The sequence below is a fragment of the Leeuwenhoekiella palythoae genome (genome assembly GCF_900130045.1).
Taxonomy (GTDB): Bacteria; Bacteroidota; Bacteroidia; order Flavobacteriales; family Flavobacteriaceae; genus Leeuwenhoekiella; species Leeuwenhoekiella palythoae.
Genome location: NZ_FQXT01000004.1, coordinates 166526 through 180917 on the forward strand (window position 1 = coordinate 166526; position 14392 = coordinate 180917).

8 protein-coding genes are annotated in these 14392 nt (G+C 40.9%); all 8 read left to right on the plus strand.

Going from position 1 to position 14392, the window contains the following annotated elements; genetic code table 11:
- Window positions 1–16: 16 nt before the first annotated feature.
- The 8 genes from BUA96_RS11120 (at window position 17) to BUA96_RS11155 (ending at window position 14327) form a co-directional block, all read left to right on the plus strand.
- Window positions 17–1495 (plus strand): MFS transporter, encoded by a 1479-nt coding sequence (locus tag BUA96_RS11120; RefSeq protein ID WP_072983117.1) that lies wholly within the window; start codon window positions 17–19, stop codon window positions 1493–1495.
- A gap of 106 nt (window positions 1496–1601) precedes the next feature.
- A complete protein-coding gene (locus BUA96_RS11125) occupies window positions 1602–3911 on the plus strand; it encodes an NADP-dependent malic enzyme (protein WP_072983118.1) in 2310 nt (769 codons plus the stop codon).
- 73 nt (window positions 3912–3984) lie between these two features.
- Window positions 3985–4566: a Holliday junction branch migration protein RuvA gene (gene ruvA, locus BUA96_RS11130; RefSeq protein ID WP_072983120.1), complete on the plus strand. Its 582-nt coding sequence runs from the start codon at window positions 3985–3987 to the stop codon at window positions 4564–4566.
- Between the two features lie 72 nt (window positions 4567–4638).
- On the plus strand, window positions 4639–11880 hold the full coding sequence (gene sov / locus BUA96_RS11135) for a T9SS outer membrane translocon Sov/SprA (RefSeq protein ID WP_233430639.1): 7242 nt from the start codon (window positions 4639–4641) through the stop codon (window positions 11878–11880).
- Between the two features lie 12 nt (window positions 11881–11892).
- On the plus strand, window positions 11893–12273 hold the full coding sequence (gene gcvH, locus BUA96_RS11140; RefSeq protein ID WP_072983122.1) for a glycine cleavage system protein GcvH: 381 nt from the start codon (window positions 11893–11895) through the stop codon (window positions 12271–12273).
- A complete protein-coding gene (locus BUA96_RS11145) occupies window positions 12266–12652 on the plus strand; it encodes a VanZ family protein (RefSeq protein WP_084673137.1) in 387 nt (128 codons plus the stop codon). The genes gcvH and BUA96_RS11145 overlap by 8 nt, the downstream gene beginning before the upstream one ends.
- A gap of 57 nt (window positions 12653–12709) precedes the next feature.
- Window positions 12710–13438, plus strand: a complete 729-nt coding sequence (locus BUA96_RS11150; RefSeq protein WP_072983124.1) for an energy transducer TonB — start codon at window positions 12710–12712, stop codon at window positions 13436–13438.
- Between the two features lie 112 nt (window positions 13439–13550).
- On the plus strand, window positions 13551–14327 hold the full coding sequence (locus tag BUA96_RS11155) for an energy transducer TonB (protein ID WP_072983126.1): 777 nt from the start codon (window positions 13551–13553) through the stop codon (window positions 14325–14327).
- The last annotated feature ends 65 nt before the right edge of the window (window positions 14328–14392 follow it).

The following is a 14392-nucleotide window of genomic DNA, read 5'->3' on the forward strand; positions in this document are numbered from 1 at the left end:
TGAAATTTGTGCTATTATGAATAAAGTATTGTATACCCTAAAAAAGCCTAATCTTTCTTTTTGGCAAATATGGAATATGAATGTTGGGTTTTTTGGTATTCAATTCAGTTTTGGACTGCAACAAACTGCTATAAATCCTATATTTTCCTTTTTAGGAGCAGATCACGCAGATTTGCCGCTGCTTAATCTTGCGGGGCCTGTTACCGGTTTGTTGATTCAGCCTATCATTGGGGCGATTTCAGACAAAACCTGGTTGCCTAAATGGGGAGGTCGCAGAAAGCCGTTTTTTCTCATAGGGGCTATTTTGGGAAGCTTATGTCTGTTTGCCTTTCCGTATAGTCCAGAGTTGTGGTTTGCTGTTGGTTTATTATGGATTCTTGATGTTGGGAATAACACCGCGATGGAGCCTTATAGGGCTTTTGTAGGAGATAAGCTTAATGATGACCAGTTAACCTTTGGTTATCAAATGCAGAGCCTTTTTGTTGGTGCAGGGATCACGATCGCTAATTTCTCGCTTTTTCTGTTTCAAGATTGGTTTGGCTCGTCTGCAGAGCAAAGTGCTGCATTGTGCTCTACAGCGACAGAAACCGTTTCTAATATTCCTACTTGGGTGTACTACAGCTTTTTTCTTGGTGCAATAGCTTCGGTGTTAACGATTAGCTGGTCGGTCTGGAAAACTACTGAAATTCCTCCGTCAGATGAAGCTTTAGCTGCTTTAAAAAAGGAAAAAAGAGATTCAACCTTTTTACAGCGTATTCAAGAACCTTTTGCTGAGATCATCGGGGCTATTGGTAATATGCCTTCGATGCTAAAAAAACTAGCTGCCGTTTATTTCTTTCAGTGGTATGCGCTATTTGTGTACTGGCAATTTGTAACGCCTATGCTACGCAATAGTATTTATGGCTTGACCAATGAAGATAATCAGCGTTTTGAGGCAATTATGGAAGCTTGTAAGTCGGGCGGAACCGTAGGTACAGGGGATACTGCTTTCGCTCAAAATTTTCAGATGGTCTCAGAGCAAGCCTTAGCACAGACCGGTTTAATGAACGGAACCTACAATTTTGTGACGATGATCGTGGCGCTGGCTCTAGTTCCTTTTGCTAAAAAATACGGTTCTCGTAATGTTTATGTATTGAGTTTAGTCTTTACCGGAATTGCCTTATTAAGTATGCCGTTCATCACAAATGAATATGCACTTCTTATCCCAATGGTCCTTTTTGGTATTGGTTGGGCTGCAATGATGGGTATTCCTTATGCGATGGTTTCTAAAGTGATTCCTGAAGAAAAACGAGGAGTGTATATGGGAATCGTAAATATGATGATCGTGATTCCTATGTTGATACAAACGGTTACGTTTGGTCCTATTATTAAAAATCTTCTTGGTGATAATGCGGTAAACGCGATCCTTTTTGGTGGTGTGTTTTTTATCATTGCGGCGCTTTTAGCACTGCGTCTCAAAAAGAGCTATTCGTCTGATGAGATCAAATTGCGCTAAGCGTTAAAATTTTGATACTGTCAAAATTGCGGCAAGGAAACCTTGATATTTCTTAGGGTGATTCAATAATAGGCTTACTTTTGTACTACTAGCAAACACTTAAATTATGAGTAAAGAAAGTAAGCGCCGTGAGGCTTTAGTATACCATGCCAAACCAAAGCCAGGTAAAATTGCGGTTGTACCTACTAAAAAATATTCTTCACAAAGAGATTTGTCGTTAGCCTATTCTCCTGGGGTTGCAGAGCCTTGTCTGGAGATCGAAAAAGACAAAGAGAACGCATATAAATATACAGCCAAAGGAAATCTAGTTGCTGTGATTTCTAACGGAACAGCCGTTTTAGGTTTGGGCGATATTGGTCCTGAAGCTTCAAAACCGGTGATGGAAGGGAAAGGTCTTCTGTTTAAAATTTTTGCAGGAATTGACGTTTTTGATATAGAAGTTGATACTAAAGATGTAGATGCTTTTATTGAAACCGTAAAAAATATTGCACCAACCTTTGGTGGAATTAACTTAGAAGATATCAAAGCTCCTGAAGCTTTTGAAATCGAACGTCGTTTAAAAGAAGAGCTTGATATTCCGGTAATGCATGATGATCAGCACGGTACCGCCATCATTTCTGCGGCAGCGTTATTAAATGCGGTCGAACTTACTAATAGAAAGATGGAAGACATTCGCATTGTGGTAAGTGGTGCGGGTGCTGCAGCGGTTTCTTGTACGCGGCTTTATAAAGCATTTGGAGCAAAAGCAGAAAATATAGTGATGCTTGACAGTAAAGGGGTGATACGTAGCGATCGTGCAAACCTTACGGTGGAAAAAGCTGAGTTTGCGTCTGATCGTAAAATTGATACACTCTCAGAAGCTATGGTTGATGCAGATGTGTTTATCGGGTTATCCATTGCAGATATTGTTTCGCCAGAAATGCTTCAATCTATGGCGCCTAATGCGATCGTATTTGCCATGGCAAATCCAAATCCGGAGATCGATTATAACCTTGCTATGGACACCCGCGACGATATCATAATGGCAACAGGAAGATCTGACCATCCTAACCAAGTGAATAATGTACTTGGTTTCCCATTTATTTTTAGAGGAGCGCTTGACGTACGGGCAACAAAGATCAATGAAGAAATGAAAATGGCCGCGGTAAAAGCCTTAGCCGAACTCGCTAAAGAATCGGTGCCTGAACAGGTGAATATAGCCTATGGCGAAACCCGATTGAATTTTGGTAGTGATTATATTATACCAAAGCCTTTTGACCCAAGATTGATTGCAAAGGTTCCGCCGGCGGTTGCAAAAGCCGCGATGGATAGTGGCGTAGCCCGTGAACCTATTACGGATTGGGTGAAATATGAAGACGAACTGCACGAGCGTATGGGCTCAGATAATAAAATTGTACGTCTTATACTCAACCGTGCGAAAACAGAGCCTAAGCGTATTGTATATGCTGAAGCAGATCAACTAGATGTTCTAAAAGCAGCACAAATCATTCACGATGAAGGTATAGGTGTGCCGGTATTGTTAGGAAATCGCGAGACCATTATTGAGCTTATGGAAGAGCTTGATTTTGATGCAGATGTGCAAATCATAGATCCTAAAACTCCTGAAGAAAAACCGAAGCTTAACGAGTATGCTCAGATTTACTGGCAAGAGCGCAAGCGCAAAGGGGTTACACTCTATGATGCGCAGCGTTTATTGAGGCAGCGTAATTATTATGCATCTATGATGGTGAAGCAAGGGGATGTTGATGCGATGATCACAGGATACAGCAGTAGTTATCCTTCGGCGGTAAAGCCGGTTCTTGAAGTAATTGGTTCGGCGCCTAATGTTCAGAAAGTAGCTGCGGCCAACTTGATGAACACCAGTCGTGGGCCTTTATTCTTAGCAGATACTTCCATCAATATTGAACCCACCGCGAAAGAATTGGCAAAAATCGCATTGATGACAGCGCGTACGGTGCGTCTCTTTGGGATGGAGCCGGTAATTGCTATGATCTCGTATTCTAACTTTGGATCTTCAAAAAATCCGCAGGCAGATAAGGTGCGCGAAGCGGTTTCCTACTTACATAAATATTACCCTGATCTCGCAGTTGATGGTGAGGTGCAAGCAGATTTCGCTCTTAATGCAGAAATGTTGAAGAGTAAATTTCCATTCTCAAAACTAGCAGGGAAAAAGGTGAACACTTTTGTTTTCTCCAATATCGATTCAGCCAACATTATGTACAAAATGGTTAAAGAATTGAACAATGCTGATAATATTGGGCCTATTATGATGGGGATGAACAAACCGGTTCACGTATTGCAACTGGGAGCCAGTGTAGATGAGATCGTCAATATGTCTGCTGTTGCCGTAATTGACGCGCAGCAGAAAGGAAAAAAGCTTCAGGAAGAATTATTAGGAGAAGCAAATAAAGCATAAAACCAAGATAGAACAGGCTTTAGGTGTGTTGATTAATTTTAATACATTTGAAGCCTTAACCTTTTATTAGCAGATGATTACTTTTTTAAGAGGCAAGTTGGTCGAAAAAAACCATACTGATGTCGTTATAGAATGTAACGGTATTGGCTACTTTGTAAATATTTCGCTACATACATTTTCGTTGTTGCCAGACGGGGAGAGCATTATGCTTTATACCTATTTACACATCAAAGAAGATGCACATACACTTTATGGTTTTGCTCATAAATCTGAACGTGAGATCTTTAAATTGTTGATTTCTGTGAGTGGAGTGGGCACGAGCATTGCGCGCACGATGCTTTCTTCTCTTGAACCTAGTCAAGTGAAACAGGCGATCGCGACCGGCGATGTTAAAACCATTCAGGGGGTAAAAGGTATTGGGGCTAAAACCGCACAACGCGTCATTTTAGATCTAAAAGATAAAATTCTTAAAGTTTATGATATTAATGAAGTTTCTCCTATAGCAGACAATACCAATAAAGAAGAAGCGTTATCAGCTTTAGAGACCTTAGGTTTTGCGCGTAAGCAGGCTGAGAAAGTTTGTACGGCGATCGTGCGCGATGAGCCGCAAGCTTCGGTAGAGACGATCATTAAATTAGCACTAAAAAAACTGTAATAGACATTGGGTACAAAACTACGCTGGTTTTCCTTACAAATGCTATTTATCTCTGGGACACTTTTGTGTTCTATGCCCGTATTTGCACAGGAAGAAGAGCAAGATTCTACCCAAACAGGAGTGAGTTTAGGCAAACTGAGCCTTAAAAACCCTAACTCTATTGTTGCCAAATATACCTACGATCCACTTACAGACAAGTATATTTATACCGAGACTTTAGGGCAATACAACATCAATTATCCGCGTATTCTTACACCAGATGAATTTAAAGAGCTGGTGAAAAAAGAGCGCATGAAAACCTATTTTCAGCAGAAAATAGCAGCGGTTGATGGCCGTACCGAAGAAGGAAAAGAAAGTCAAAACGGCTTACTGCCTATTTACTATGTAGAATCTGACTTTTTTGAATCTATTTTCGGTGGAAATACCATAGAATTCACTCCGCAAGGTTCGGTGGAAATGGACATTGGTGGATTGTTTACAAAACAAGATAACCCTAGTTTTTCTCCACGTAACCGAAGCAATTTCAGTTTTGATTTTGATCAGCGTATCAGTTTGAGCTTGCTGGGAAAAGTAGGATCACGACTGCAAGTGAATGCGGTTTATGATACTGAGTCGACCTTCAATTTTCAAAATCAGATCAAATTAGAATACACGCCTAATGAGGATGACATAGTTCAGAAGATTGAAGTAGGTAATGTGAGTATGCCGCTCAATAGTGCGCTTATTCAAGGTTCGCAAAGTCTGTTTGGGGTAAAAACACAGCTTCAGTTTGGAAAAACAACCATTACCGGTGTGTTCTCTGAGCAGCAATCCCAAACCAATCAAGTAGTTGCTCAAGGCGATGGAACAATTCAGGATTTTGATATTTATGCGTTAGAATATGATGAGAACCGGCATTATTTCTTGGCGCAGTATTTTAGAGATAATTACGATAGGGCATTAGCAAATTATCCTTTTATCAATTCTAATGTGCAAATCACGCGTATTGAGGTTTGGGTTACAAACCGTACGCAGCGATTTGAAAACACTCGAAACATTGTTGCAATTCAGGATATAGGGGAGTCAGACCCTGCTAAAATAGGTTTGCCTACTATTCCGGGAGGCTTTGTTAATCTTCCGGCAGGAGCCTATCCGCGCAACAGTAGTAATGATTTTAATCCGTTTGGTATTGACGGTACCGGCCAGTCTGTGCTTACTTCTGCCATTCGTGATGTGGCTACAGTGCAACAAGGATTTGGCGGAGTGCAAGTTGCTGACGGATCTGACTATGTTTCTTTAGAAAATGCGCGTCAACTCACCGCTGCAGAATATACGCTCAATACTCAATTAGGATATATCTCCTTAAATCAACGACTCAATAACGACGAGGTCCTGGCGGTAGCCTTTCAATATACGGTAAATGGAGAAGTGTATCAGGTAGGGGAGTTTGCTAATGATGGCGTTGACGCTACCAGTGGCGCTTATGCAGATGCAGATGGTGATGGAGTGCCTGATATTGTAGATGTAGATCCTGACGGCGATGGCGTTAACAATAACGGTCAGGATACTGATGGTGACCAGATTGCTGATGCTGCTGATGCTGATCAGACTAACGGTAGCGATATCAATAACGACGGGATTTTAGACAGTTTTATAACACCCGGTCAGGGAGGGACTTCTCAGGCGTTAGTGGTAAAATTGCTTAAGAGTAATATCACAGATGTTGAAGAGCCCATTTGGGATCTGATGATGAAAAACATCTATGGACTCGGGGTAGGGCAGTTAGAGGCAGATGGGTTTAGGATGAATATCGTTTACAACGCTCCGTCTCCTATCAACTACATAACTGCTGCCGAAGGTGGCCCGGCGCTACCTGATGATGTTGCTAACACGCCCTTACTTAATGTTTTTAACCTTGACCGACTCACACAATACGGTGACCCGCAAGTGGGAGGGGATGGTTTCTTTGATTTTCAAGAAGGAATCACGGTCAACGTGCAAAACGGAAGTATCATTTTTACTTCGGTTGAGCCTTTTGGGGAATATCTGTTTGATAAACTGCGTGCGACAGCAGGTGAGAATTATGAGAATTCAGATACGTATAATGCCAATCAGCGCAAGTACGTATACACTTCATTATACGAGTCTACCAAAACCATTGCGCAGGACAATGCTGATAAAAACCTGTTTCAACTGCAAGGAACTTTTAAATCCACACAAGAAGAGGGGATTCCTATAGGTGCGTTTAATATTCCACAAGGTTCGGTTACAGTAACTGCCGGAGGTCGCGTACTTCAGGAAGGTTTAGATTATTCGGTAGATTATGCAAGAGGCCGCGTGATCATTTTAGATCAGGCGCTTAAGGGATCTGGTGTTCCTATTCAGGTTTCTACCGAAAACAATGCTTTATTTGGTCAGCAGACTAAGCGTTTTACAGGGTTAAATGTCGAGCATCAGTTTAATGAGAATTTTATGATTGGGGGTACTTTACTCAATCTTAATGAGCGTCCCTTAACACAAAAAGCAACGTACAGCTTTGAGCCCATCAACAATACAATCTTTGGTTTTAATGCGAATTATTCTACTGAAGTTCCCTTTTTAACCCGACTTGTAAACAAACTTCCTAATATTGATACCGATGTGCCTTCTAATATTTCGGTTAGAGGTGAGGTTGCTTATTTGATTCCGGGGCAACCCAAAGCAACTGAATTTGGTGGGGAAGCGGCTTCGTATATCGATGATTTTGAAGGAACACAAACCTCGCTAGACATCAGTTCGCCGTTACAATGGTTTTTATCGTCTGCACCTATAGATTTTGGAGGCGAACTTTCTAACGGAGACTTGAGAACGGGCTATAAACGCGCAAAGTTGGCGTGGTACACAATAGATCCTATATTTTACACCAGTCAGCGCCCGGATGGAATAACAGACGCCGATGTTTCAACTTATGCGACGCGTCGCGTTTTTAGAGATGAGATTTTTCCGGAACAGGATATTATTGCAGGAACCACCCAAGCATTATTTACGCTAGATCTCGCGTTTTACCCGGGAGAACGCGGACCGTATAATTACAGTCTGGATGCTCAGGACGGTATTTTAGAAAATCCGGTGGAGAATTTTGGAGGCATTATGCGTCAATTTGCTTCAACAGATTTTGAGCAGCAAAACGTGGAGTTTATTGAGTTTTGGGTAATGGATCCATTCATTTATGCTGAAAATGCAACCAATACCGGTGGACGTTTGACAATAGATTTAGGAAATATTTCTGAAGACGTACTGAAGGATGGCCGAAAACAATATGAAAATGGGTTGCCACAAGACGGCTCTGCGAGCAATACAGTTGCGACTTCTTGGGGTAAAGTACCTACCAATCAAGCGCTGATCTATGCTTTTGATACAGAAGGTGAGCAGCGTACCAATCAAGATGTAGGATATGACGGTCTGAGCGATGATCAAGAAGCGGTAAATTTTCCGGAGTTTGCCGGCTTTGAAGATCCTTCGGCAGATAACTATCAATATTTTGTTGCGGCAAATGGTTCGGTTTTAAACCGATATAAGAATTATAACGGCCTGGAAGGAAACTCTCCGGTTGATGTTTCTCAAACCGATAGAGGTTCAACAACGGTTCCTGATGTAGAGGATTTCAATAGAGATTTTTCTATGAATACTGTTGACAGTTATTATGAATATCAAATGGAAATCACCCCGCAAAGTCTTGATATTTCAAACGAATTTATAGTTGATCAGCGGGATATTGAAGTGACGCTTCAAAATGGAAATACGATGCCGGTGACCTGGTATCAATTTAAAATACCTATCAGTGAGCCTACGGGTAGCAAAGGCGGTATTAACGATTTTAGATCTATTCGCTTTATGCGTATGTATATGAGCGGCTGGGAAGACCCTACGGTGCTGCGTTTTGGCGCGTTTGACTTGGTGCGTGGAGATTATCGTCGCTACTTATACACGCTTGATCCTGACGAATCAGACCCATCAACTGAGAATACACGTTTTGAAGTTACTTCGGTAAATATTGAAGAAAACAACAATCGTAACCCTATTCCTTATGTGTTGCCTCCGGGTGTTTACAGGGAAGAGCTTATCAATAACAATAACAATATTAGACAGAATGAGCAGTCGCTGTCTTTAACGGTTTGCGATCTAGAAACGCAAGATAGTAGAGCGGTATATAAAAATTTCAGGTTAGACATGCGTCAGTATGAAAACCTAGAAATGTTTATACACTTAGAATCTCTGATCAATGAAGTGGCTATTCAAGAAAATGAAATGGTCGCGATCATTCGTATGGGGACCGACTTAACTTCTAATTTTTATCAGATTGAATTGCCACTGACCCCAACTGCGTTTGGAACGACAAGTCCTGATTTGATTTGGCCGGAAGCTAATCAGCTCAAAGTGCCTTTGGATGTTCTGCAAACGGTAAAAGCGACATTCTTTAATGGTAATTATAATACACTCTTAGATGAGATCACCTATTTTGATGAGGAAGGAAATCCTATCGCTGACCCTGCCGGAACGCCTTATGAAACCGGAAAAGTTCGTGTAGGTATTCAAGGGAATCCAAGTTTTGGAGATGTGCGCGTGTTGATGCTGGGGCTTAAAAATGGAAATGACGAAGGTCGCTCAACAGTATGCGCCGAAGCTTGGTTTAATGAATTGCGTTTGTCTGGTTTGCAAAACGAAGGCGGCTGGGCCGGGATCGTGAATATGGATGCTAATCTTGCGGACTTTGCTACGTTTTCAGGAACGGCAAGACAATCTACTACTGGTTTTGGTAGTATTGATGCGGGACCAAATCAGCGTGCTCGTGAGGATGTGAAGTCGTATGATGTGGTTACCAATGTGAATTTAGGACAACTATTGCCACAAAAGTGGGGCATTAAAGTGCCTTTTAATTATGCCAAAGGTGTTGAAACCATCACGCCACAATACGATCCGTTATATACCGACTTAGAATTAGATGATAGGTTGGCTTCTGCGTCTTCTGAGGCGGAACGTGAACGCATTAAAGAGATCGCGATTGAGCGCACCAAGCGAGAGAGCATCAACTTTATTGGTGTACGTAAAGAGCGCACAGGAGATAAAAAACCGATGCCGTGGGATATTGAGAATTTTACATTTGCTTACAGTCACAATCAGGAAGAACACAAAGATTTTGAGATTGAGCAATCAGTAAATAAAAACGTGCGCGCGGGAGCGACATATACGATGGCGTTTCAACCAAAAACAGTGGAGCCTTTTAAGAAGAATGATTCTCTATTTGCCAACAAATATTGGAAGCTTTTAAAAGACTTCAACTTTAATTATTTGCCGGCTAGCGTTAATATCTCTTCTAATATTACGAGACAATTTAGTCAGCAACGCTTTAGAGATATTCTTGCGACAGAAGGCTCTATTCCTATCCCAGAATATTTGCAACGCAATTATCAGTTTGACCGCAACTTTACGATCAACTTTCCGGTTACGAAATCCTTGCGTATCAATCTCGATCAATATCAGAACCGCGTAGTGCGTAATTATTTGAATCCGGATAGTTCCATAGATGAAAACGCCGGAGGGGTTTATTCGCAATTTTTTGATGTAGGAACACCTGATCGTCATAATCAGACGATGCAACTTAATTATGACTTGCCGGTAAATAAACTTCCGTTTTTAGATTTTGTAAAATCTACCTATTCCTATAGTGCAGATTTTCAGTGGACGCGTGGTTCTTATCAATTTCAAACCTTAGAGGGAATACCTGATCTTGGGAATTCGGTTCAAAATGCAAATACCCACGCATTGCAGACCACCTTAGATATGAAAACGCTTTACGATGCGATCGGCTTGTCTAAAAAATCTGCAGGCCCTTCTTCTAGATCAGACCGTAGTCGGGCTGTTCCTACCTTAGGAACACCAACACAGCCTAAGCAACAGCAAGAAGAGAATGCGCTGAGCGCCGGCGAAAAGGCTACCAATACATTGATAGGTATTGCAACCGGTATTAAGCGTATTCAAGTTAATTATGAGCAAAATAATGGGACCTATCTTCCAGGGTATTTGCCTGGAGTAGGCTTTTTAGGTACGGTGCGACCTACAACAGCTTTTGTATTCGGAAGTCAGGCAGAGGTTAGAGATTATGCTGCGAGACAAGGTTGGCTTACCTTATACCAAGAATATAATGAGCAGTATAGCGAAGTTGAAAACCGAAATCTAGACATTCAGGCACAGACGAGTTTTCTTGAAGATCTTACGATCGATATTAATATGAATCGTATTTATCAGGAAACCTATAATGAAAACTATAGAGTAAACCCGACGACTTTAGAGTACAATAGCCTTACCGGAAACACATTAGGAAATTACAGTATTTCTACCTTAATGATTGGTACAGCGTTTAACTCGAGTTCGCTGGAGTCATCGGCTAATTTTAATCGTTTCCGAAGCAATCGCCTTGTGATCGCTGAGCGTCTTGCAGAGGACTTTTATGGGAATGACCAGTATCCAAGAGATGAAAATGGCTATCCGGTAGGCTTTGGTCGCACGAGTCAGCGTGTATTGTTGCCCGCATTTTTATCGGCATACACTCCGGGGAATGCTTCAAATGTTTCTTTAGGCGCGTTTAGAAGTTTTCCGTTGCCCAACTGGAATTTAAAATACACCGGGTTGATGAAGTTAGATTGGTTTAAAAAACGGTTTAAGCGTTTTTCTATCAATCACGGGTATCAGGCGGGTTACACGATCAATCAATTCCGTACAAATTTAAATTATGATCGGGATTTGAATAATGATCCTAGCGATGCGCAAACCAATCAGGCGGGAGATTTTTTGAACCCCACATTGTATTCAAATATCAACTTAACCGAATTATTTTCACCCTTGGTACGACTGGATTTTGAGATGAATAATTCAGTAAAGATTTTAGCCGAATTGAGAAAAGATCGTACCCTGTCATTGAGTTTTGATAATAACTTACTTACCGAAATTCACGGAAACGAATACATAATAGGGCTGGGATATCGACTAAAAGATATTAGATTTGCCACCAGAATTGCAGGACGACAAACCGTTTTAAAAAGTGATTTAAACTTTAGGGCAGACCTATCGTTGCGGCAAAATGAGACCATTGTGCGTTATTTAGATCTTGAAAATAGTCAGATAACGGCCGGTCAGGATATTTATGGTTTGACATTTAAGGCAGATTACGCGTTGAGCAAAAACCTAACCGCGATCTTTTATTATGATCACGCGTTTGCCACGTATGCGATTTCAACCGCGTACCCGCAAACCACAATACGTTCAGGAATAACATTAAGATATAATTTCGGAAATTAATTAACACTAACTATGAGTTTACCAGCTGATTTAAAATATACAAAAGACCACGAGTGGGTGCGTATAGAAGGAGATGTTGCAACCGTGGGCATTACTGATTTTGCTCAGGGAGAATTAGGCGATATCGTTTATGTAGAAGTAGAAACCGAAGGGGAGACCTTAGATCGCGAAGAGGTTTTTGGTACGGTTGAGGCCGTAAAGACAGTTTCAGATTTATTTTTGCCGCTTACCGGTGAGATCATCGATTTCAATGCAGATCTTGAATCTGAGCCCGAAGCAGTAAACGAAGACCCATACGGTAAAGGGTGGATGATAAAAATTAAATTTAGCGATGAGAGCGAATTAGAAACGCTTTTAGATGCATCTGCCTACCAAGAAATTATAGGTGGATAACCTTTTAAAAATTGCGGTTTACATCTATACGGCATTTATCGCATTTGTTTGTTTAATGCCCATGCCGCACATAAGTGATGCGCCAAAAGATAGCGACAAGATCGTTCATCTCTTGGCGTATACTTTTTTTGTAGGCCTGTGGTTTTTGTTTTTTTATTGTTTGAAGCAAAAAAAAGACAATTTTTTGCCTGCTTTGATAAAATCTTGCATACTTGCTTTTATTTATGGTATAATTATTGAGATTTTACAGGGTGAGTTAACAACCTCTAGGTCAGCAGATTTTAATGATGTTTTAGCAAATAGTATTGGGATTGTAATAGGAATACTGCTTGTATTCCTCGCAAAAACTCAATTTATTAAGCTAAAATCAAAACTTTAATTTCGAGTTGATACTATTTTTAATTAAATTAGCAATCCTTAATAACTAAAGATTCACATGGAACCTAAGAAAAATCCTAAAGCAGATCTAAGTAAAAGAAGTGTACTCTTCTTTCAGTTAGGTCTTATTCTGATACTCGGGCTGAGTTATTTGGCTATCGAGTGGAAGACGTATGAGAAAGAGGCCATTGATATCGGACAATTACAGATGGACGATATGCTTGAAGAAGATGTGCCTATTACAGAGTTAAACACGCCACCTCCACCACCGCCACCTCCACCGCCACCACCGGCTCCCGAGCAAATCGAAGTTGTTGAGGATGATGTTGAAATCGAAGAAACTGTAATAGAGTCTACTGAAACAAGTCAAGAAGAAGAGATTGTTGAGGTTGAAGAGGTTTCTTTTGAGGAAGAAGAGGTTATCGAAGATGTACCGTTTGCAGTAATCGAGAACGTACCGGTTTACCCTGGTTGCGAAGGAGAGAAAGGCAACGATGCAAAGAAAAAATGTATGTCTGAGAAGATTAGCCAGTTTGTAAACCGAAAGTTTAATACTGAATTAGGCAGTGAGCTAGGTTTATCTGGAATCAATCGTATCTATGTACGTTTTAAAATCGATCAAAAAGGAAACATCGTTGATATAGGATCACGTGGGCCACACCCTCGTTTAGAGCAGGAAGCTGCACGTGTTATTAAACTATTGCCACAAATGACTCCTGGTATGCAGCGAGGAAAGGCAGTAGGGGTATTATACTCACTACCAATTGTGTTCCAAGTTCAGGATTAATTCTTGAACACATAGAAAATTTAAAATCCCGTCCACGAAAGTGCGACGGGATTTTTTTGTGGCAAGCTTATTGTTAAAGTTTTATCGAATATTAATCATTAAAACTTTTCTTATGAAAAATTCACAAGAAAGCTCAAAAGTCGCTCGGCAAAGCGATAATCGAGCTACAAGCAAGCACGACGTAAATTTACGTAAAAACAATGTGGTCCATTTTCAAGTGGGATTGATCTTGGCTTTAATTTTAGCAATTATTGTTATTGAGCTGAAATCACCCTTACTCGCTCAAGAACCGCCAAAAATGAATGATGTTGCTGTGGTTTCCTTTAATGACGATTGGAATGAGCCCATTCGTCGGGAGGTTAAAAAGCCTGAAGCGCCAAAACCGGTTGTAGTGTCTCTTGATGTTCCACCTATTGTAGACGAGGAATTGCCGGAGACTTTAGAACTTGAAGTTGAAACTCCAGAGCCTACTTCTGAAGCGCCAGATGTTACTGATATTGAGCCGGTACCTGACGATGAACCTGTTGTATGGGTCCCTTTTATGGCTGTGGAAACTGTTCCTGTTTTTCCGGGTTGTGAGGGGTTAAAGAGCAATGCAGAACGCAAAGCCTGTATGCAAGAAAAAATGAATGCACACATCAGTAAAAATTTTGATACTTCTTTAGGCGATAAGTTTGGTCTAAAGGGAATGAACAAAGTAGATGTGCAGTTTACCATTGATGAGTATGGTGAAATTATTGATCTCCGAACACGTGCACCACATCCTGCTCTAGAGAAGGAAGCTATACGTGTTATGGAAAAACTCCCTTCTATGGAACCGGGAAAGCAAAGAGATCGCAAAGTGCGTGTAATTTACTCTCAACCCATTTGGTTTAAAGTTCAGAATTAAATGATATAGAACTACCTTGATCAAAAGCGTCTGCAACTTGTTGCAGACGCTTTTTTGTTTTTAGC